This window comes from Acidimicrobiales bacterium (assembly GCA_035540975.1).
Taxonomy (GTDB): Bacteria; Actinomycetota; Acidimicrobiia; order Acidimicrobiales.
This window is the reverse complement of record DATLFN010000170.1, coordinates 1-19,792: the sequence shown is the minus strand read 5'-3', so window position 1 is coordinate 19,792 and position 19,792 is coordinate 1. Positions and strand designations below refer to the sequence as shown.

The following is a 19,792-nucleotide window of genomic DNA, read 5'->3' as shown; positions in this document are numbered from 1 at the left end:
GGCCGCCCGGGTCGCCGACGGCGACCGGGTGTACGTGCCCCGACGGGGCGAGGCGCCGCCGGCGGGAGCGGGGGCGGGCGGGCCCGGCGGCAGCCCGGCGGCCGGCCCCGTCGACCTCAACACCGCCACCCTCGAGCAGCTCGACGCCCTCCCCGGCGTCGGGCCGGCCACCGCCCAGGCGATCCTCGACCACCGGGCCGAGCACGGCCGGTTCGCGGCGGTGGACGAGCTGTTGGAGGTGCGGGGCATCGGCGACGCCAAGCTGGCCGCACTCCGCTCCAAGGTGAAGGTGTGAGCCGGTGACGGACCGGTGGGCGGTGGCGCTGGCGGCGGCCACCGCCCTCGGCGCCTGGCTGGCCCGGCCCCTTCCCCGCGGCGCCGGGGTCGCTCTGGTGGTCGTCGCCCTCGCCGCCCGCCGGCCGGCGTGGCTCTGCGTCGGGGCGGCCGTCCTGGCGTCGGCGCTGGGCGCCGCCTCGTGGGCCGGGCTCGACCCGCCGGCGGCGGGTACGCGCGCCGGCGGGCGGGCCGTTCTGGTCACCGACCCCGACGACGTCGACGGCGCCCTGCGGGTCGAGCTGCGCCTCGGCGGCCGCCGGGTGGAGGCCTGGGCGCGGGGCGCCCCGGCGTCGGCGTTGCGCCCCCGGCTGGCCGGCGAGACGGTCGACGTGCGGGGCCGCCTGTCGCCCGTGCCCGCCCGCAGCCGGGCGTACCTCGCCCGCCGCCACGTCGCGGCCCGGATGTCGGTCGACGAGGTCGGGTCGTGGACGCCGGGCCACCCTCTGGCCCGGGTGGCGAACGACGTGCGGCGGACCCTGCTGCGGGGGACGTCGTCGTTCCGGCCCGAGCTCCGTGCCCTCTTCACCGGCCTGGTGCTGGGCGACGACCGAGAGCAGGACCCGGCGAGCGTCGACGACTTCCGGGGCGCCGGCCTCACCCACCTCCTGGCCGTGTCCGGGCAGAACGTCGCTTTCGTGCTGGCCCTCGCGGCGCCCGCCCTGCGCCCGCTCGGGCTGCGCGGCCGCCTCCTGGGCGGGGTCGGCGTGCTCGTCGCCTTCGGCGTCCTCACCCGCTGGGAGCCCTCGGTGATCCGCGCCTCGGCCATGGCCGCCGTCGCCCTCCTCGCCACCACCGCGGGCCGCCCGGCGTCCACCGCCCGGGCGCTGGCCCTGGCGGTCACCGCCCTGCTCCTGGTCGACCCCCTGCTGGTGGGCTCGGTGGGCTTCGTCCTGTCGTGCGGGGCCTGCGCCGGCATCGCCGTGCTGGCCGGGCCGCTCAGCCGGCGGATGCCGACGCCCCTGGCCGTCACCGTCGCCGCCCAGGTGGGGGTGGTCCCGGTGATCGTCCCGCTGTTCGGCGGGATCCCGGTGGCGTCGCTGCCCGCCAACCTGCTGGCCGTGCCGGCCGCCGCCCCCGTCACCATGTGGGGCCTGGCCGCCGGCCTGCCCGCCGGGCTGGTCGGCGACCCGGTGGCGAGCGCCGTGCACCTCCCCACCCGGCTGCTGGTCGCCTGGATCGCCGGCGTGGCGCGCTGGGCGGCCGCCGCCCCGTTCGGGCAGCTGGGTGCCGGGGCGGTCGCCGTCCTCGGCGTGCTCGCCCTGCTGGCCTTCGCCGTGCGCCGGGCGAGGGGCCCGGCGGCGGTCGCCGCCCTGGGCGTGTGCCTGTGGCCGATGCTCGCCCCGGCGCCGTCGGCGGGCGGGCGGGTGCTGGCCGGCGACGCCCGGCTGTGGCGTTCCGGTGACGCCACCGTGCTGGTGGTGGACCGCCCCCGCCCCGGGCCGCTGCTCGGCGCCCTGCGGGCGAGCGGGGTGCGCGGCGTGTCGGTCGTGGTGCTCACCAGCGATTCCCGGTCGGCCCGTGCCGCCCTCGCCCCGGTGCTGGACCGCCACCCGGCCGGGCTCGTCCTCACCGCGGCGAACGCCCGCCCGGGGACCACGGTCACGGCCGGGCGCCTGGTGGTGCGGGTGACGGCGGTGGCGCCCCGCCTCGCCGTCGAGGTGGGCCCGTGTACGTTCCCCCCGTGCTCCTCTGCCTCGGGTCGCGTGCCTTCGACCTCCGCTCCCGGGCGCTCGTGATCGGCGTGGTCGAGGCGTCGCGCGTCGAGCGGGCCGGGGCGCTGGTGGCCGACGGGGCCGACGCCCTGGTGGTGGACCGAGGCGATGGACCGGTGGTGGACGGAGGCGACGGCCTGGTCGCGGCGGTCGAGGTGCTGGCGGCGGCGCACGAGGCCCCGGTGGGCGTGGCCTCCACGTCGGCCGGCGTGGCGGTCGCCGCCTTTGAGGCGGGCGCCGCGTTCGCCGAGGACCGCCTCGGCTCGGCCGGGCCCGACTGGCTGGCCGCAGCCGCCGGCGCCGGCGCCACCGTCGTGCTCGCCGTACCCGGGGCCGCCGGCGCCGCCGCCCTCGACGCCCGCGCCGCCCAGGCGGAGGCCGCAGGGATCCGGCCCGAACGCATCGCCCTCGACCCCGGCTTCCCCTTCCCGGGCGCCGGCCGCGCCGGCCGCCCGCTGGTGCTGGACCTCGGTCCCCGGCCCGGGCTGGCCACGGCCTGCGTCGGCGTCGCCCTCGGGTACCGGGTGGTCCGGACCACCGACGTGCGGGCCGCCCGCCGTGTCGCAGACGCCGTGGCCGCCGTCCTGGAGGCCCGTTGACCCCGGCGGGCGGCACCGCCCTCCACGCCTGGCTGGTGAAGGGCGACGACCCGGTGCTGGTGGGGGAGGAGGTGCGCCGCCTGGTCGGCGAGCTCAGCGGGGGCGACCCCATGGCCGTCGAGGAGCTGGCCGGCGACGAGGCCACGCCGGCGGCCATCGCCGACGCCTGCTCGACCCCGCCGTTCCTGGCCGAGCGCCGGGTGGTGGTGGCCCGCGAGGTGGGGCGCTTCGTCACCGAGGAGCTGGCGCCGATGCTGGCGTGGCTGGCCGACCCCCTGCCGACGACGGCCCTGGTGCTCACGGGCGGGGGCGGCCAGGTGAGCGCCAAGCTGGTCAACGCCGTCCGCAAGGTCGGCAAGGTGGTCGACGCCGGCGCCGGGACGGGCAAGGCCCGCGACCAGTGGTTGGCCGCCCGGCTCAAGTCTGCCCCCGTCAAGCTCGACGCCCGGGCCGCCGCCGCCCTGGGCCGCCACCTCGGGGAGGACGTCGGCCGCCTGACCACGCTGCTCGACGGGCTGGCCGCCGCCTACGGCGTGGGGGCGCGGGTCGGCGAGGCCGAGCTCCAGCCGTTCCTCGGCGAGGCCGGGGGCGTCGCCCCCTGGGCCCTCACCGACGCCGTCGACAAGGGCGACACGGCGGCGGCCCTGGCCCAGCTGCACCGGATGATGGGCGCCGGCGACCGCCACCCGCTGGCGATCATGGCGTCGCTGCACCGCCACTACGCGGGCATGCTGCGTCTCGACGGCGCCGGGGTGGCCGACGAGGGGACCGCCGCCGCCCTGCTCGGGACGGCGCCGTTCCCGGCCCGCAAGGCGCTCGACCAGGCCCGGCGCCTGGGCCCGAACGGCGTCGCCCGGGCCATCACCCTGCTGGCCGGCGCCGACCTGGACCTGCGGGGGGCGACGGCCCTGCCCGGGTCGGTGGTGATGGAGGTGCTGGTGGCCCGCCTGAGCCGGCTCAGGTCCGCCCGCTGACCGGGGGAGGGAGCGGGGAGGTCAGCTCTCGGCGGAGATGCGGGCGATGCGGCGCATCAGGCGGGACTTGCGGTTGGCCGCCTGGTTCCTGTGGATGATGCCCTTGGCCGCCGCCTTGTCGAGGCGCTTGACGGCCAGGCGCAACGCCTCCGCGCTCTCCTCGGCACCCGCCTCGGCGGCGGACACCGCCCGCTTGACGCGGGTCTTGATCTCCGAGCGGGCCGCCTTGTTGCGCAGGCGCCGACGCTCGTTCTGGAGGTTGCGCTTGATCTGGGACTTGATGTTCGCCACGGGGGTTCAACCCTAGCAGCGGGTGGGCCGCACCGTCCGCCCGACCTCAGCCGGCGGCAGGGAACAGCGAGCCCGCCTCCTCGCGCCGCGCCACCAGCCCGGTGATCTCGGCGGCCGGCACGGGGCGGCTGAGCCAATATCCCTGGGCGGCGTCGCAGCCGAGGGACGACAGCCGGTCGCAGCTCTCCTTGTCCTCCACGCCCTCGGCGACCACCCGCAGGCCCAGGTTGTGCCCGAGGTCGATGGTCGAGCGCACGATCACGTCGTCGCTGCGGTCGGCGGCCATGCGCTGGACGAACGACCGGTCGATCTTGATCTCGTCGACGGGGAGGCGCTGGAGGTACGACAGCGACGAGTACCCGGTCCCGAAGTCGTCGATCGACAGGTGGACGCCGAGGTCGTGGAGGCGGTCGAGCACCGACGTGGTGCGCACCGGGTCCGCCATGACGCTGCTCTCGGTCACCTCCAGGGTGAGGCGGTGGGCGGCGACGCCGGCCGACCGCAGGAGGGCGTCGATCTCGTCGGGCAGGTCGGTGTCGAGGAGGGAGCGGGCGGAGACGTTCACCGCCATCCCGAGGTCGACCCCGGCCCGCCCCCAGGTGCTGCACTGGGCCAGCGCCTCCTCCAGCACGAACCTGGTGAGCGCGGCGATGCTGCCCGTCTGCTCCGCCACGGGGATGAACTCGTCGGGCGCCACCGGCCCGTACCGGGGGTGCTCCCAGCGCACCAGCGCCTCCACGCCGGTGATCCGCGCCGTCCGCAGGTCGCACTTCGGCTGGTAGTGCAGGTGCAGCTCACCGTGGGAGGCGGCGCTGCGCAGCTCGCCGACCAGGGCCAGCCGGCGGGGGCTGTAGCGGTCGTTCTCCGGCGTGTAGACCTCGTAGCCGGCGTGCGACGACTTCGCCGCGTACATGGCCACGTCGGCCCGCTGCAACAGGGTGAGGGGATCCTCGCCGTGTTCGGGGAAGACGGCGATGCCGATGGCGGCGTCGACGTCGAGGGTCATGTCGTGGAGGGGGAAGGGATCGCCGATGGCCCGCAGGACGCGCTCGGCCACCCCGACGGCGCCGTCGGCGTCGACCACGCGGGGCACCACGATGCCGAACTCGTCGCCGCCCAGGCGGGCCACCGTGTCGCCCGGGCGGAGGGTGTGCTGGAGGCGGGTGCTGAAGTCCTGGAGGAGCAGGTCGCCGTTGTGGTGGCCGAGGGTGTCGTTCACCTCCTTGAAGCGGTTGACGTCGATGAGCAGGACGGCCACTTGCCCGGCGACGGGCTCGGCCGCCGCGATGGCCCGCTGCACCCGCTGGTTGAACAGGGTGCGGTTGGGGAGCCCGGTCAGGCCGTCGTGGAGCGCCTGGTGAAGGACCTCCTGGACCAGGTCGGCCTTCTCCAGGGCGGCGGCGAGCTCCCGCGCCAGCGCCTCGAGCACCGCCAGCTCGCCCGCCTCGAACCCCTGGAGGCCGGTGCGGTTGTAGGTGCACAGGACGCCGTCGACCAGGCCCTTGGAAGGCAGCGGCGCCGCCAGGCAGTCGCGCCAGCCCTCGGAGCGCAGGAGGTCGCGGAGCGGACCGTCCCCCTGGCTGGCCCCCACCCGGGCGGGCACGCCGCCGCGCAGGAGGGCGAGGGCGAGGGTGTCGGCGTCGGCCGGGCACGTCCACGAGCGGGCGTCGACCGCTTCGTCGCGGGAGAGGCGCACGACCCGGTAGCCGTCGCCCTCGGGGAGCACGACCTCGACGACCTCGACGGCGAAGTGCCGCCGCACCTCGGCCAGGAAGTCGCCCACGGCGTCGCGGGGGTCGAGCGGGCCGACCAGGGCGTGCGTGGCCTGCTGGAGCCCGCGCAGCCGGGCGCGGTCGGCCCGGCTCTCGGCGTAGCCCCGGTTCGCCCAGTGAAGCATCCCGAGCGGGACGAGGAAGAGCGGCGTCACCCAAGCGCCGGCCTGGATGGCGGCGACCAGGAGCACGCCGAAGGCGAAGTTCGCCACCCCGTTGACGGCGAGAAGCCGGATGGCCGGGGCCATGCCGTCGATCACCTGGCGGAACGGGCCCGGCGAGCTCAGCGCGAAGACGCACATCAGGGCGATGTGGTTCACGGCTGCCATGGTCCCCATGGCCGCCGCCAGGGCGGCGACGTTGCGCGCCGACATGCCGCCGCTGTCGCTCAGAGCGGCGAACACCAGCGAGCCGGTCCCCGTCGCGGCCGCCCACTGAGCGACGTTGAACCACCGCTTCACCGCCGAGGTGCCGAGGAGCGACTCGGACACGGCCATGGCGGCGGCCGCCATGGCGACGGCGGTGGGGCCGGGGAGGACGAAGACAATCGGAGCGAGGACCGCTTCGAACAGGTCGAGCGCCTCGAAGTGGTCGCGGTACGAGAAGCGCACCTGGAGCCGCGCCGCAACCGTCAGCGCCGCCAGGAGGGCGACGATGGCTAGCAAGGGCTCGTCCGTCGCGACCCCCGGCTCCCGGATCTCGCCGGAGAGGATCCCGGCGGCGGCGGCGCCGGCGCCGAGGCCGGCGGTCACCCACGCGATCGACAGCGGGATCGGTCGATCGCCGGTTGTCGCCCGCGAGGCGTCGCCGCCGTCTACTCCCACGCTCCGTACCAGGCGGAGCCCTGCCACTTCCCGCCGTAGGTGGTCGTAGCGTCGGCGCCGCCCTGCCACTTGCCCCCCTGCCACTTGCCGCCCTCCCACGTCACGGTGTGCCAGGGTGACAGGTAGAAGGTGGAGGTGTACCACGTGGCCGGGCCCCACGATCCCGTGGTGAAGCCGATCGGGTCCCACAGCAGGAGTTGGGCGGTGTACGAACCGGTGACCACGGTGCCGAGCACGCAGCCCAGGAGGCCGCAGCTGGTGGTCTGCACGCTCACCGTGCCGCGGCTGGCGTCGAGGCTGCCGGTGCCGTTCGAGCGGTCCAGGCCCGCGTTGGCCACGCCCGCCGGGGCGGCGAGGGCGTCGTCGGCCTGGACGATGCCCGAGCCCACCTCCATGACGTCGCTGGTCGCGGTGGGCGCGGCGGTGGCGGTGAGCGCGAACTTCAGGCGGTCGGGCGTCATCGCCGGGTCGGCGTCGAGCAGCAGGGCGGTTGCGCCGGACACGACGGCGGCGGCCATGGACGTCCCGTTGCCCTTGCGGTAGCCGCCGGCCATGGTCGCCGGGAACGCCGAGGCCAGCGCGCTGCCGGGGGCGTCGAGCGACACGATGTGGGCACCGGGTGCCACCACGTCGGGCTTGGCCAGTCCGTCGGCGGCCGTCGGCCCGCGGGACGAGAAGTCGGGAAGGTGGTCGTCGCCCAGGCCGGGCGTGCCGCGATCGTCGACGGCACCGACCGTCACGACCCACGGGTCGTCGGCGGGCTTGGAGATGGTGCCGGGCAGCGGGCCGAGGTTGGCCGCCGCCACCACCACGGCGATCCCGGACCCCCACGCCCGCTCCACCGCGTAGTTGAGGGGGTCGGTGCGGTAGGTCTGCGTGGAGTCGGTGCCGAGCGACAGGTTCAGGACCTTGATGCCGTAGGTGTCCTTGAACGAGACGACCCACTGGATGGCGGCGAGCAGCGTCGACACGTCGGCCGCGCCGTCCCGGCCGGCGATCTTGAGCGACACGATCCGCGCGCCGGGCGCCACGCCCCGGTACTTGCCGCCCGACGACGCCCCGGTGCCGGCGATGATCCCGGCCATGAACGTCCCGTGGCCGTAGGAGTCGCCGCAGCCGGACTCGCCGGAAAGGTTCACGCACGACGAGGCCGTGCCTCTGACGTCGTCCCGGACGGGGACGATCCGCCCGGACAGGTCGGGAACGGCGGCGACGCCGGTGTCGATCAGGGCGACGGTGACGCCCGTACCGTCGTGACCGGCGGCGTCGAAGGCGTCGGCGCCGATGACCTTGCGGTACACCGAGTTGGGGGACGACGAGCTGGATGCCGTCGCCTGGACGCGCACGGGGAGGTCGGGCGTCACCACGACGCCGGGTTCGGCCGCCAGTGCCCCGAGGCCGGCCGCCGGCACGCTGGCGGCCACGCCGTCGACCACCGGGAGGGCACGGGTGACCGTGCCACCCGCCCGCTCGACGGCGGCGGCGGCGTCGGTGCCCCTGCCCTGGACGATGACCTCGGCCAGGGGCCGGTCGTCGGCGGCGGGCCCACGCGAGGCCGGCGCCGGCGCGGGAGCCCCGGCCAGCGTGGCGACCACCGAGATGGCGGCGGTGACGGCAGCGATGCCGCCCCACATGCCGCGATGCGAACGAAAGACGGCCATGTCGCCCCTGCGCCTCACCCGGTTCTCCCTCCTTGCCGCCCCGAACAGCCGACCCTTCCATCGGCAGGGCCCCTCGGGGTTGAAGGGTTGCAACCCAGCTGGTAGCAGGAAGGGGGTAAGGAGGGGTGCGACGGGATCGCGCACCTTGCCGGCGACGTTCCGGTTCCGGCACCTGCCGGGCGACGACCACGCGGCGCGGTGGCGGGGGGAGCCCGGCCCGTACGATGACCGCTACATGCCCGGCACCCCCCTCGACCGCATCCGCAACATCTGCATCGTCGCCCACATCGACCACGGGAAGTCCACGCTCTCCGACCGCATCCTCGAGGCGACGAACGCGGTGGACCCACGCGAGATGCGCGAGCAGTACCTGGACTCCATGGACCTCGAGCGCGAGCGCGGCATCACCATCAAGGCCCAGAACGTGCGGGTGGCGTGGCGGGACCACGTGATCCAGCTCATCGACACTCCCGGCCACGTCGACTTCGGCTACGAGGTGAGCCGCAGCCTGGCGGCGTGCGAGGGCGTCGTGCTCCTCGTCGACGCCGCCCAGGGCATCGAGGCGCAGACCCTGGCGAACTGCTACCTGGCCCTGGAGCACGACCTCGACATCGTCGCCGCCCTCAACAAGATCGACCTCCCGGCCGCCGACCCCGATCGGTACGCGGCGGAGATCGAGAACGTCCTGGGCATCCCGGCCGACACCATCCTGCGCATCAGCGCCAAGACCGGCGCCGGCGTCCCCGAGCTGCTCGATGCGGTCGTCGAGCGCATCCCGGCGCCGAGGGGCGACGCCGAAGCCGCCCTGCGAGCGCTGATCTTCGACTCGTCGTACGACCAGTACCGCGGCGTGGTGAGCGCCGTGCGGGTGGTCGACGGCACGCTCAGCGTGGGCCAGCGCCTGCGCTTCATTCAGGCGGGCGCCACCCACGACGCCGAGGAGGTCGGCATCCGCACTCCGGTCCCCACCCCGGTCGCCACCCTCGGGCCGGGCGAGGTGGGCTACCTCATCGCCGGGATCAAGGACGTGGGGGAGGCCCGCTCCGGTGAGACGGTGACGACCTCGTCGCACGGCGCCACCGAGCCGCTCCCCGGCTACCGGGACCCCAAGCCGATGGTGTTCTGCGGCCTGTTCCCGGTGGAGGGCGACGACTTCGCCGACCTGCGCGACGCGCTCGAGAAGCTGCGGCTCAACGACTCGAGCTTCACCTACGAGCCGGAGACGTCGGGCGCCCTGGGGTTCGGCTTCCGGTGCGGGTTCCTCGGGCTCCTCCACATGGAGATCGTGCGCGAGCGCCTCGAGCGCGAGTTCGACCTGGCGCTCATCGCCACCGCACCGAGCGTCGCCTACCTGGCCCATCTCACCGACGGCGCCGTCGTCGAGGTCGACAACCCGAGCGCCATGCCCGCGTCCAACCAGGTCGAGGCGATCGAGGAGCCGTTCCTCACCACCACGATCCTCCTCCCCGCCGAGTACACGGGGACGGTGATGGACCTGTGCCAGACCCGGCGCGGTGACATGGTGAAGATGGAGTACCTGTCGCCCGAGCGGCTGGAGCTGGTGTACCGCGTCCCCCTGGCCGAGGTGGTCGTCGACTTCTTCGACCAGCTCAAGAGCCGGACCAAGGGCTACGCCAGCCTCGACTACGAGCCGGCGGGCTACGAGGCGTCCGACCTGGTGAAGATCGACATCCTCTTGAACGGGGTGCCCGTCGACGCCTTCTCCTCGATCATCCATCGCACCAAGGCGCAGGACTACGGCCGCAGGATGTGCGAGAAGCTGCGCGAGCTGATCCCACGCCAGCTCTTCGACGTGCCCATCCAGGCCGCCATCGGCGGTCGTTTCATCGCCCGCCAGACCGTGAAGGCGAAGCGCAAGGACGTCCTCGCCAAGTGCTACGGAGGCGACATCACCCGCAAGCGCAAGCTGCTCGAACGCCAGAAGGAGGGCAAGCGGCGGATGAAGAACATCGGGCGGGTCGAGGTGCCCCAGGAGGCGTTCGTGTCGGCCCTCCGCCTCGACGAGGACTGACGCGGTCGGCTCCGTCGCTCGTGACGCGATCGCCGGCGGGGCGGCCTGTCGTCGGCGACGTGACCGCCGTGCATTTCCGCCGTTCACCCAGCGGATCCTTCCTCTACCCTTGCCGACGGAGGAGAGAGGTGGGCATGAGCTCCATGGCGGACAGGCGGAGCCCCGTCTCCGTGCGCTTCCGGCGGGTGGCCGAGCGGGTCGCGGAGGCTGCCGCCGGGTACGCCGGGAGCGGGGTGTGGGTGGTGGCCCACGGCGACGGCGACGGCGACGGCGACGAGCTGGTCGTCGTCTCGGCGGCCGGTGACGGGAACCGGCCCGCCCCCGGTTACCGCCTGCGGCCCGACCCGGGGTCGGACCTGGTGGTGCCCATCGCCGCCGAGGGCGTCACGTTCGGCGCGTTGGTGGGCATCGGTGCGGAGACGGCCACGGGCGGGGGGGTGGACGTCGCCCACCTCGCCACCCTCACGGAGCTCCTCGGTGCGCTGGCCATCTCGGAGTGGGAGGCCACCACCCAGGCCGAACGGGCCGAAGCGGCGGCGCGCAAGATCCGGGAGGTCGAGGTCGAGGCGCTCACCGACCCCTTGACCGGGCTCGCCAACCGGCGGGGCTGGGACCGGGCCCTGGCGAGCGAGGAGCGGCGCCGGCGGCGCTACGGCGGTCCGGCGGCGGTCATCGTCGTCGACCTCGACGAACTGAAGGAGATCAACGACACCCAGGGCCACCTCAGCGGCGACCTGCTGCTCAAGCTGGTCGCCCGGGTCATCCGGGAGTCGAGCCGCGACAGCGACTTCCTGGCCCGCACGGGCGGTGACGAGTTCGCCGTGCTCGCGCTCGACTGCGACGAGCCCCAGATGCAGACGCTCGTGGCCCGGCTCCGCGACGCCCTGGCCGCCGAGGGCGCGGCCGCGTCGGTCGGCGGCGCCGTACGGCGCCCGTCGGCGGGGATGGCCGACGCCTGGGGCGAGGCGGACGAGGTCATGTTCGCCGAGAAGACACGACGCAAGTCGCCGCGCGAGCGGCGCCTGCCGGGCCAACCCTGACTCCGGCCGGCCCCCGCAGCGAGCGGCAGCGCCCGGGTGCTGACGGCGGCGTCCGTCCCGTACGCGACCATGGTCCGGTGGACGGGTCTGCTTCGCGCAAGGTGGTCGTCGTCGGGCAGGGGTACGTCGGGCTCCCACTGGCCATGCGGGCCGTGGAGGTGGGCCACGACGTCGTCGGCTACGACGTAGACGAGAGTCGCGTGAAGCGGCTGGCCTCGGGCGAGTCATACGTCGAGGACGTGCCCGGCGACGTCGTGGCCTCGGCCCTCGGCTCCGGTCGGTACGTGCCCACGTCCGACGCCGGCGCGCTGGCCGGCTTCGACGTCGCCGTCATCACCGTGCCGACGCCGCTGCGCGAGGGCAACCCCGACCTCTCGTACATCGAGGCGTCGGCGGTCACCCTGGGCGGGCACCTCCGGCCCGGCGCCACCGTCGTCCTGGAGTCGACGACGTACCCGGGGACGACCGAGGAGCTGCTGGGACCGCTGCTGGAGCAGACGTCGGGCCTGGCCGCGGGCGGCGACTTCCTGCTCGGGTACAGCCCCGAGCGCATCGACCCCGGCAACCCGTCGTGGGGCCTTCGGAACACGCCCAAGGTGGTGTCGGGGATCGACGCCCGCTCGTTGGAGGCCGTCGAGGCGTTCTACGGGTCGCTGGTGGAGCGGACCGTGCCGGTGAGCAGCCCCAAGGAGGCGGAGCTCGCCAAGCTGCTGGAGAACACCTTCCGGCACGTGAACATCGCCCTGGTGAACGAGATCGCCATGTTCGCCGGCGACCTCGGCATCGACGTGTGGGAGACGATCGACGCCGCCGCCACCAAGCCCTTCGGCTTCCTGCGCTTCACGCCCGGCCCCGGCGTGGGCGGCCACTGCCTCCCCATCGACCCGAGCTACCTGTCGTGGCGGGTGCGGCGGCGGCTGGGCCACAGCTTCCGCTTCGTGGAGCTGGCCAACGACGTGAACGACCACATGCCGGACTACGTGGTGAAGCGGCTCATGGTGGCGCTCAACCGGCGGCGCCTGCCCCTGAACGGGAGCCGCGTGCTCGTGCTCGGCCTGGCCTACAAGAAGAACTCGAGCGACGACCGCGAGTCGCCGGCGACGGTGCTCACCGAGCGGCTGCTGGGGCTCGGCGCCATCGTGCACGCCGCCGACCCGCACGTGGTCGAGGGCCATGTCGACGCCCGCGTGGTGCGGGTGGACGTCACCGCCGCCGAGGTCGCCGCCGCCGACGCGGTCGTCGTCCTCACCGACCACGACGCCTTCGACTACGACGCCGTCGCCGCCGCCCGCTACGTCCTCGACACGCGCCATCGCCTGCCCGCCGCCCCCAACGTCGAGCACCTGTAGATCGAGGCAGCGGCGCCGGGCCGGGCGCTCTCCTAGGCTGGGGGGCGCACCCGGCCAAAGGTGCGAACCGGGGGAGGCGGGGTAGGAACGAGGCAACCGACCGTCGACGAGGAGGGGCCATGGCCGAGGGACACGAGGAGCAGACCTCCTGGGAGTCGCACGAGCACGAGGCCGTCGTGCACACGCACCGGCATTACCACGTGACCCACAACCACAACCGGATCGCCGGTGGGTTCGACCATCTCAGCTCCGAGCACGAGCACGAGCACGACCACGCGTCGATCACCCACGCCCACTACCCGCACGAGGACTTCGAGTCGGAGCACCAGGGGGAGGCGCACGACCACGACCACGAGGTGCCGGTCAAGAAGGCTTCCGCCCAGAAGGCCTCCGGCGACAAGGCGTCCCCGGCCAAGAGGTCGTCCTCCACCTCGACCGCGGCGGCGGGTGCCAGGAAGGCGCCGGGCAAGAAGGCGGCGAAGGCCAGCTCGAACGGCGACGGCAGCAGCGACGGCGGCGGCGAGGGCCGCGTGGGCCGCGAGGTCGTCGAAGCGGCCGAGCGGCGCGCCTGACGGCGGGGCGGCGCGCTCCCCGCGGTTAGCACTCGGTACAATCGAGTGCCAGGCCGCCGGCTGCCGGTCGAGGGCCTGAGGACGTGGAGATGCTGGACGAACGCAAGGCGGCGATCCTGCGGGCCGTCGTGGAGGAGTACATCGAGACGGCGCAGCCGGTCGGTTCGGCCCACGTGGCTCGGACGGCGCGGCTGCCCGTATCGTCGGCCACCGTGCGCAACGAGATGGCGGTGCTCGAGCACGAGGGCTATCTCGTCCAGCCCCACACCAGCGCCGGCCGCATCCCCACCGACAAGGGCTACCGCTTCTTCGTCGACCAGCTGACGGCGCCCGGCACCCTGGAGGCCGAGCAGCGGCAGCGGGTGCGGGAGTTCTTCGACACCGCCCACGGCGAGCTCGAGCGCATGCTCCACGACACCAGCCGCCTGCTGTCCAGCCTCACGGACTACGCGGCCGTCGTCGTGGGCCCGCCCCACGAGGCGTCGGTCATCCGGTCGGCGCAGATCGTGCGCCTGGCCCCCCACGTCGCCCTCGTGGTCGTCGTGCTCGGCAACGGCGTGGTGGAGAAGCGAGTGGTCGAGCTGGCCGAGAACGTCGACGACGGCCGGGTGGCGACGGCGAGCGCCCGCCTCGCCGCCCACCTCACCGGATACACGCTGGGCCACCGCGGCGCGGCGGCGCCCACCGGCGACGCCGTCGCCGACACAGTGGTGGCCACCGCGCTCGGGGCTCTGGTCGACACGGCCGACGACGGGCCCGACCACGTGTTCCTCGGCGGCGTCTCGCGGATGGCCGGGGCGTTCGACGCGGTGGAGACGGTGCGCAAGGTGCTCGGCACCCTCGAGCAGCAGTACGTGGTCGTCACCCTCCTGCGCGACGTGCTCGATCGCGGCCTGTCCGTCGCCATCGGCTCCGAGCACGGCCTCGAGCCGCTGTCCACGTGCGCCGTCGTCGTCTCGCCGTACCAGGTCGAGGGGAGGATCGGCGGCACCATCGGCGTGCTCGGCCCCACCCGGATGAACTACCCGCAGGCCCTGGCCGCCGTCGCCATGGTGAGCCAGCGCCTGGGCGAGCGGCTGAGCGAGGGTTAGGACCTTCGTGGAGACCGACTTCTACAAGCTGCTCGGCGTGGCGCGCACGGCCGGAGACGACGAGATCAAGAAGGCGTACCGCCAGCTGGCGCGCGACCTCCACCCCGACCGGAACCCGGGCGACAAGGACGCCGAGGAGAGGTTCAAACAGGTCACCCTGGCCTACGAGGTGCTGCGGGACCCCGAGCGCCGACGCCGGTACGACACCTACGGCGTCGAGGGCCTGCGGGGCGCGGGGGCGGCCGGCGGCGCCGGGGGCGACCCCTTCGCCGGCGCCAACCTCGGGAACCTGGGCGACCTGTTCGAGGCGTTCTTCGGCGGCGGATCGGGGAGCGTGTTCGGCGGTGGCGGTGGCGGTGGTGGCGGCGGCGGCTTCGGCACCGGGCGCCGGCGCACGGGGCCGCAGCGGGGCGCCGACGCCGAGGTGCACGTGACGCTCGCTTTCGAGGAGGCGGTCTTCGGCGTCGAGAAGGAGGTGACGGTCCGCACCGCGGTCGCCTGCGACCAGTGCTCGGGGTCGGGTGCCGCACCCGGCACGTCGGCCACCACGTGCGCCCAGTGTGCCGGCAGCGGCGAGGTCCGCACCGTGCGCCAGTCGCTGCTCGGCCAGATGGTGACGTCGCGGCCGTGCCCGCGCTGCGGCGGGACGGGCGAGTCGATCGCCACCCCGTGCCCGTCGTGCCGCGGCGACGGCCGGGTGCTGGACGACCGCACCCTCAAGGTCACCGTCCCCCCGGGCGTCGACTCGGGCATCACCCTCCGGTTGAGCGACCGGGGGATGGCGGGGCCGCGCGGCGGTCCCCCGGGCGATCTCTACGTCCACCTCGAGGTCCGGCCCGACCGGCGCTTCGAGCGCAAGGGCAACGACCTGCTGGCCGAGCTGCACGTGTCGGTCAGCCAGGCCGCCCTCGGTGCCCATCTCCCCCTCGAGACGCTCGACGGCGAGACCGAGGTCGCGGTGCCGGCCGGCACCCAGACGGGCCGCATCGTGCGCCTCCGCAACCTCGGGGTGCCCGACGTCCACGGCCGGGGCAGGGGCGACCTGCTCGTGCGCATCGTCGTCGACACGCCCACCGGGCTGGCGCCGGACGAGGAGCAGCTGTTGCGGGAGCTGGCTGCCGCGCGCGGCGAGATCGTCGACCCGCCCGAGTCGGGGTTGTTCTCGAAGATCCGCAGCGCCTTCAAGTAGCGCGGTGGCGCTCCTGCCCCGGGCTGCGGCCCACGTCTTCGTGGCCGACCCGGAGGCCCCCGTGCTCGCCCCCGACGACCGCCACCACCTCACGCGCGTGCTGCGGCTGCGCGACGGCGAGGCGGTGACCGTGGCCGACGGGCGGGGGCGGTGGCGGGAATGCGTGTGGCGGGACGGGGCGCTCGAGGCCGCCGGGCCCCTCCGGGAGGACGAGGCCGCCGGCCCGCCGGTGACGGTCGCCTTCGGCCTCACCAAGGGCGAGCGCCCGGAGTGGGTCGTCCAGAAGCTGACCGAGGTGGGCGTCGACACCATCCTCCCGTTCCGCGCCGCCCGGTCGGTGGTCCGGTGGGACGAGGCCAAGGCGGCGGCCGCCGCCGATCGGTGGCGCCGGGTGGCGCGGGAGGCCGCCATGCAGTCACGCCGTGCCCGCCTCCCGTACGTCGCCGAGGTGACCGACTTCGCCGGCGCCGTCTCGGCCGTGGGTACGGGCGGGGCCCTGGCCGCGCCGGGTGGCGAGCCCCCCGACCTGGTGCGCCCCGCCCTGCTGGTGGGGCCGGAGGGCGGGTGGGCACCCGACGAGCTGGCGTGCGGCCTCCCGGCCGTGGGCCTCGGTCCCACCGTGCTGCGAGCGGAGACGGCGGCGCTGGCCGCCGCCGTCGTGCTGTGCGCGCTGCGGGCGGGGGTGGTTTGGCCGACCCGGCGGTCTCGGGACGAAGGTCACAAGCCGTAGTATTTTCTGCGACGGAGGGTGGGAAGAAGGCCGCGCAGCGGCTACATTGAGGCATTGCAGTAGAGGGGGAGCCGGTGACCGAGGAGACGATGTCGAGCGCGTACGCCCGCCGGGTGGGCGAGCGGCTCCGGTTCGTCCGGAAGCAGAAGCGCTTGTCGCTCCAGGCCGTCGAGGCGTCCTCTGCCCAGGAGTTCAAGGCGTCCGTCCTGGGGGCCTACGAGCGGGGCGAGCGGTCCATCTCCGTGCCCCGGCTCCAGCGCCTGGCCGCGTTCTACAACGTGCCGGTGGACCAGCTCCTGCCGCGCGACGTCAACGGTGTCCTCACCGGCCAGGCCGAGGCCCTGGCCGAAGGCGTCGAGGAGCGCCCGCGCGACGACCCCTCGGGCCGGGTCACCATCGATCTCACCCGCCTGGAGGCGACGTCGGCTCCCGAGAAGGAGCTGCTGCGGCGCTACCTCGGGATGATCCAGGTGCAGCGGCAGGACTTCAACGGTCGGGTGCTCACCATCCGGGCCGAGGACGTGCGGGCCATCGGCTGCCTGTTCGACACAACCGCCGAGGGCATGCGCAGCCGGCTGGACGCCCTCAGCCTCCGCTCCGACGGCTAGCGGTCTCCCGGCGCCGTTCGGCGTCTACGTCCACGTCCCCTTCTGCGCGCGGCGCTGCGACTACTGCGCGTTCGCCACCTGGACTGACCGGTCGCACCTGATGGGCGACTACGCCGCCGCCTGCGTGTCGGAGCTCGCCGCGGCCCGGCTCCCCGCCGCGTCGAGCGTGTTCTTCGGCGGCGGCACGCCGTCGCTGCTCCCGTCTCCGCTCCTGGCGTCGGTGCTGGCCGCCGTCCCCCGGCGGCCGGGCGCCGAGGTGACCGTCGAGTGCAACCCCGACGACGTGACGCCCGCGCTGCTCGGTGCCTACCTGCGGGCCGGCGTCACCCGCATCTCCCTCGGCGTCCAGTCGCTGCGGCCCCACGTCCTCGCCGGCCTGGGACGGTCGCACCTTCCCGGGGCCGCCATGGCTGCCGCCCGGCTGGTGGCGAGGGCCGGTTTCCCGTCGTGGAGCGTCGACCTCATCCTGGGCGGCGCCGGCGAGTCGCCCGACGACTGGCGGGCGACCGTCGAAGGTGTGCTCGCCCTCGCTCCGCCCCATGTCAGCGCCTACGCGCTGACCGTCGAGCCGGGGACCCCGCTGGCCGCCGACGCCGCACGCCACCCCGACGACGACGACCAGGCCGACAAGTACGCGGCCGCCGACGAGGCGCTGGAGGCGGCGGGGCTGCGGTGGTACGAGGTGTCGAACTGGGCCCGGCCCGGCCACCGGTGCCGCCACAACCTCCTCTACTGGGCCCAGGGCGACTACCGCGGCATCGGCTGCGCCGCCCACTCCCACGTCGGCGGCCGGCGGTGGTGGAACGTGCGCACGCCGGAGCGCTACATCGAGGCGGTGCGGGCGGGGCGGTCGCCCGAGGCGGCGGGCGAGATGCTGGGCGACGAGGAACGCCGGCGGGAGCGGCTCCAGCTGGCGCTGCGGACGGCGGCGGGCGTGCCGGCAGGGGCGCTGGGCGCCGGCGACCGGCGCGCCCTCGCCGGCCTGCTCGAGGAGCGGGACGGCCGCGTGGTGCTCACCCGGCGGGGCCGGCTGCTCGGCAACGAGGTCGCCGTACGCCTGGGCTGAGGCCCGGCTCCGGGGGCGGCTGCGTTACCGTGGTCCGCTCGCGACTACGGAGGAAGGTGGGGCGCTCGTGCGCAAGGTTGTGATCGGGGCGGGTCTGGCGATGCTGGGCCTGGCGGTCGGGGCGTGCGGCGGCGGCGGCGACAGCCTGACGGCGGCCGAGGTGGCGGCCCGGGGCGACGCCGTGTGCAACCGCCTCGACGGCGAGGTCAAGGCGGTGGCCGCCGAGTTCCCGCAGATCACGTTCACGCCCGAGCAGATGCAGGAGCTGTGGCAGAAGCTCGTGCCCAAGGTCGACGCGGCCATCGAGGACTTCGAGGACCTGGACGCCCCCGGGGAGCTGGAGGGCAGGCTCGACGAGGCGGTGGAGCAGGCCAGGGCGGACCGCGAGAAGCTGGTCCGGGCGAGCGCGAGCCCGGAGGCGGCCAAGGCCCTCTTCGACACCGGCGAGGACCCGTTCACGGCCACCAACGAGAAGCTGGCCGCCGCCGGCATCACCGCCTGCTCCGACGACGACGCCGTCACCGAGGGCGACGCCGACACCGGGGGCGAGGCCGGGACGACGACCAGCGCGCCGGCCGAGGAGACCACCACCACGTCGGCGCCGTAGCCTCCGCAGTCCGTCAGGGCAGCGGCGGCAGCACCAGGACCTGGCCGGCGAACACGAGGTCGGGGTTGGCGGGGTCGCGCAGCCGGTCGCGGTTGGCCTCGATCACGGCCCTCCAGTAGGGGTCGACCTCGGCATCGCCGGGCGGCCGGCCCCATGCCTCGGCCAGGGTGCGCTCGGCGACGCCCCACAGGTGGTCGCCCGGCCCGACGGTCCAGGTCACCGGGCCGGCGTCGCCGGCCCCGGGACGGCCCGGCGCCTCGTCGGCCGTCGCCGCCGGCTCGGCGCTTCTCGCACCAGGAATCGACCGCGTGCGGTCGATTCCTGGTGCAGGAACGCCGGGGGGCAGGACGGCGGCCGCTGCCTCGGGCAGCACCCGCATGGTGGGGGGCGGGCCGCTCGCCGCTCCGCCGATGGCGTCGGCCACCGCGACCGCCGGTGACACCCCGGCGGTGCCGGCCACCAGCGACAGGCCGACGGCGCCGTGCACGATCCGCCGCACCGTGGGGATGCTCACGGCGTCGGCCAGGCGCACGGCCGACGCGGCGCCGGACACGTGCGCCAGGACGCCCGCCGCCGTGGCCGCCAGCAGGTACCAGGCCAGGGCCAGGGCGGCGAGCCGGGCGACGGCGACGGCCGCCTCGGCCGGGAGGCGGGCGTCCAGCCACGGCCCGAGGCCCGACGGGTCGGACAACGGCGGGGGAGCGAGGGGCCCGCCCAGGCCGTGGAGGGCGGCGACGCAGCCGGCCAGGAAGGTCGCCCAGGCGGCGACGGCGGCGGCACGCCGGCGGCTCCCGGGCGCGCCGCGACCGGCACCGGTGCGCCTACCGCTCCCGGGTGCGCCGCGAGCGGCACCCCGGCCGGTACCTCTGCGCCGGGCGGTCACGTGCGCACCCGGACCGGCACCGGTGCGCCGGCGATGCGCTCCACCTCCAGGTCGTCGCAGCCGTCGCCGTCGGCGTCGGTGACCCGCAGGGCGGTGGCGCCCTCGACGACCCCGAGGGGCCGGGCCGTCACGTCGGCGCCGGGGCGGGCCCACGCGTCGAAGGCGAACACCTCGCCGCTCGCCGGGCGCAGGAGGGCGACGGTGGGCTCGCCCGTGCATGCCCAGTCGCCGGCCACGACGGCGTCGCCGGGGTCGCCGACCGAGTAGCGGACGCCGGCGAAGGTGAGCACACCGTCGGCGACGTCCAGCGGGAGGCGCGGCCACACCCGCTCGGCGACCGGCTCCGGCGCGGTCGTGGTCGACGTCGGAGCCGGTCGCGGACGGGACGGTGCGGCCGCCGGCGACGGGCCGGGGCCGCCCGGAGGCAGGAGCAGCAGGGAGCCCGACACCAGGCCC

18 protein-coding genes and 1 pseudogene are annotated in these 19,792 nt (G+C 75.2%); 14 read left to right on the top strand and 5 right to left on the bottom strand.

Annotated features, from left to right (window positions below):
- From VM242_16705 to holA, 4 genes are all read left to right on the top strand, one after another.
- On the top strand, nucleotides 1-295 hold a 295-nt coding region (locus VM242_16705; GenBank protein ID HVM06795.1), incomplete at its 5' end, for a helix-hairpin-helix domain-containing protein.
- A 4-nt stretch (nucleotides 296-299) separates the two neighbouring features.
- Nucleotides 300-2,072 (top strand): ComEC/Rec2 family competence protein, encoded by a 1,773-nt coding sequence (locus tag VM242_16700; GenBank protein ID HVM06794.1) that lies wholly within the window; start codon nucleotides 300-302, stop codon nucleotides 2,070-2,072.
- On the top strand, nucleotides 2,018-2,647 hold the full coding sequence (locus VM242_16695) for a dihydropteroate synthase (GenBank protein ID HVM06793.1): 630 nt from the start codon (nucleotides 2,018-2,020) through the stop codon (nucleotides 2,645-2,647). Before VM242_16700 ends, VM242_16695 begins: the two co-directional genes overlap by 55 nt.
- Complete coding sequence (gene holA, locus VM242_16690) at nucleotides 2,644-3,621, top strand: DNA polymerase III subunit delta (protein HVM06792.1); 978 nt, start codon at nucleotides 2,644-2,646, stop codon at nucleotides 3,619-3,621. The genes VM242_16695 and holA overlap by 4 nt, the downstream gene beginning before the upstream one ends.
- Nucleotides 3,622-3,642: 21 nt before the next feature.
- Here the strand turns inward: holA and rpsT are convergent, their stop codons facing one another.
- The 3 genes from rpsT to VM242_16675 all read right to left on the bottom strand — a co-directional run bounded on the left by rpsT (nucleotide 3,643) and on the right by VM242_16675 (nucleotide 8,142).
- Nucleotides 3,643-3,912, bottom strand: a complete 270-nt coding sequence (rpsT, locus tag VM242_16685; GenBank protein ID HVM06791.1) for a 30S ribosomal protein S20 — start codon at nucleotides 3,910-3,912, stop codon at nucleotides 3,643-3,645.
- Between the two features lie 46 nt (nucleotides 3,913-3,958).
- Entirely contained in the window at nucleotides 3,959-6,436 is a 2,478-nt protein-coding gene (locus VM242_16680; GenBank protein ID HVM06790.1) for a bifunctional diguanylate cyclase/phosphodiesterase, read from the bottom strand.
- 62 nt (nucleotides 6,437-6,498) lie between these two features.
- Nucleotides 6,499-8,142, bottom strand: coding sequence for a S8 family peptidase (locus tag VM242_16675; GenBank protein HVM06789.1), 1,644 nt, complete (start codon nucleotides 8,140-8,142; stop codon nucleotides 6,499-6,501).
- Nucleotides 8,143-8,404: 262 nt separating this feature from the next.
- Between VM242_16675 and lepA the strand changes: the two genes are divergently transcribed.
- The 10 genes and pseudogenes from lepA to VM242_16625 all read left to right on the top strand — a co-directional run bounded on the left by lepA (nucleotide 8,405) and on the right by VM242_16625 (nucleotide 18,453).
- A complete protein-coding gene (gene lepA / locus VM242_16670) occupies nucleotides 8,405-10,201 on the top strand; it encodes a translation elongation factor 4 (GenBank protein ID HVM06788.1) in 1,797 nt (598 codons plus the stop codon).
- A gap of 143 nt (nucleotides 10,202-10,344) precedes the next feature.
- Entirely contained in the window at nucleotides 10,345-11,241 is an 897-nt protein-coding gene (locus VM242_16665) for a GGDEF domain-containing protein (protein ID HVM06787.1), read from the top strand.
- A 77-nt stretch (nucleotides 11,242-11,318) separates the two neighbouring features.
- The gene (locus tag VM242_16660) at nucleotides 11,319-12,590 is read left to right on the top strand and encodes a nucleotide sugar dehydrogenase (protein ID HVM06786.1); all 1,272 of its coding nucleotides are present in this window, start codon (nucleotides 11,319-11,321) and stop codon (nucleotides 12,588-12,590) included.
- A 119-nt stretch (nucleotides 12,591-12,709) separates the two neighbouring features.
- Nucleotides 12,710-13,162 (top strand): hypothetical protein, encoded by a 453-nt coding sequence (locus tag VM242_16655; protein ID HVM06785.1) that lies wholly within the window; start codon nucleotides 12,710-12,712, stop codon nucleotides 13,160-13,162.
- 89 nt (nucleotides 13,163-13,251) lie between these two features.
- A complete protein-coding gene (hrcA, locus tag VM242_16650; GenBank protein HVM06784.1) occupies nucleotides 13,252-14,253 on the top strand; it encodes a heat-inducible transcriptional repressor HrcA in 1,002 nt (333 codons plus the stop codon).
- A gap of 7 nt (nucleotides 14,254-14,260) precedes the next feature.
- A complete protein-coding gene (gene dnaJ / locus VM242_16645; GenBank protein HVM06783.1) occupies nucleotides 14,261-15,442 on the top strand; it encodes a molecular chaperone DnaJ in 1,182 nt (393 codons plus the stop codon).
- A gap of 4 nt (nucleotides 15,443-15,446) precedes the next feature.
- Nucleotides 15,447-16,172, top strand: coding sequence for an RsmE family RNA methyltransferase (locus VM242_16640; protein HVM06782.1), 726 nt, complete (start codon nucleotides 15,447-15,449; stop codon nucleotides 16,170-16,172).
- Between the two features lie 74 nt (nucleotides 16,173-16,246).
- The gene (locus VM242_16635; GenBank protein HVM06781.1) at nucleotides 16,247-16,780 is read left to right on the top strand and encodes a transcriptional regulator; all 534 of its coding nucleotides are present in this window, start codon (nucleotides 16,247-16,249) and stop codon (nucleotides 16,778-16,780) included.
- A gap of 34 nt (nucleotides 16,781-16,814) precedes the next feature.
- Nucleotides 16,815-17,846: pseudogene (gene hemW / locus VM242_16630) on the top strand (radical SAM family heme chaperone HemW).
- 67 nt (nucleotides 17,847-17,913) lie between these two features.
- Entirely contained in the window at nucleotides 17,914-18,453 is a 540-nt protein-coding gene (locus tag VM242_16625; GenBank protein ID HVM06780.1) for a hypothetical protein, read from the top strand.
- A gap of 13 nt (nucleotides 18,454-18,466) precedes the next feature.
- Here VM242_16625 and VM242_16620 read toward each other — a convergent pair whose 3' ends face one another.
- Both VM242_16620 and VM242_16615 read right to left on the bottom strand, forming a co-directional pair.
- Nucleotides 18,467-19,144, bottom strand: a complete 678-nt coding sequence (locus VM242_16620) for a hypothetical protein (GenBank protein HVM06779.1) — start codon at nucleotides 19,142-19,144, stop codon at nucleotides 18,467-18,469.
- 188 nt (nucleotides 19,145-19,332) lie between these two features.
- The coding region (locus VM242_16615; protein HVM06778.1) for a hypothetical protein at nucleotides 19,333-19,792 on the bottom strand (460 nt) is incomplete at its 5' end.

Bases quoted from the DNA above. Each gene is read 5' to 3' on its own strand.
- VM242_16665 (HVM06787.1), top strand. From the start codon at position 10,345: ATGGCGGACAGGCGGAGCCCCGTCTCCGTGCGCTTCCGGCGGGTGGCC.
- hrcA (HVM06784.1), top strand. From the start codon at position 13,252: ATGCTGGACGAACGCAAGGCGGCGATCCTGCGGGCCGTCGTGGAGGAG.
- lepA (HVM06788.1), top strand. From the start codon at position 8,405: ATGCCCGGCACCCCCCTCGACCGCATCCGCAACATCTGCATCGTCGCC.
- VM242_16655 (HVM06785.1), top strand. From the start codon at position 12,710: ATGGCCGAGGGACACGAGGAGCAGACCTCCTGGGAGTCGCACGAGCAC.
- VM242_16675 (HVM06789.1), bottom strand. From the start codon at position 8,142: ATGTGGGGCGGCATCGCTGCCGTCACCGCCGCCATCTCGGTGGTCGCC.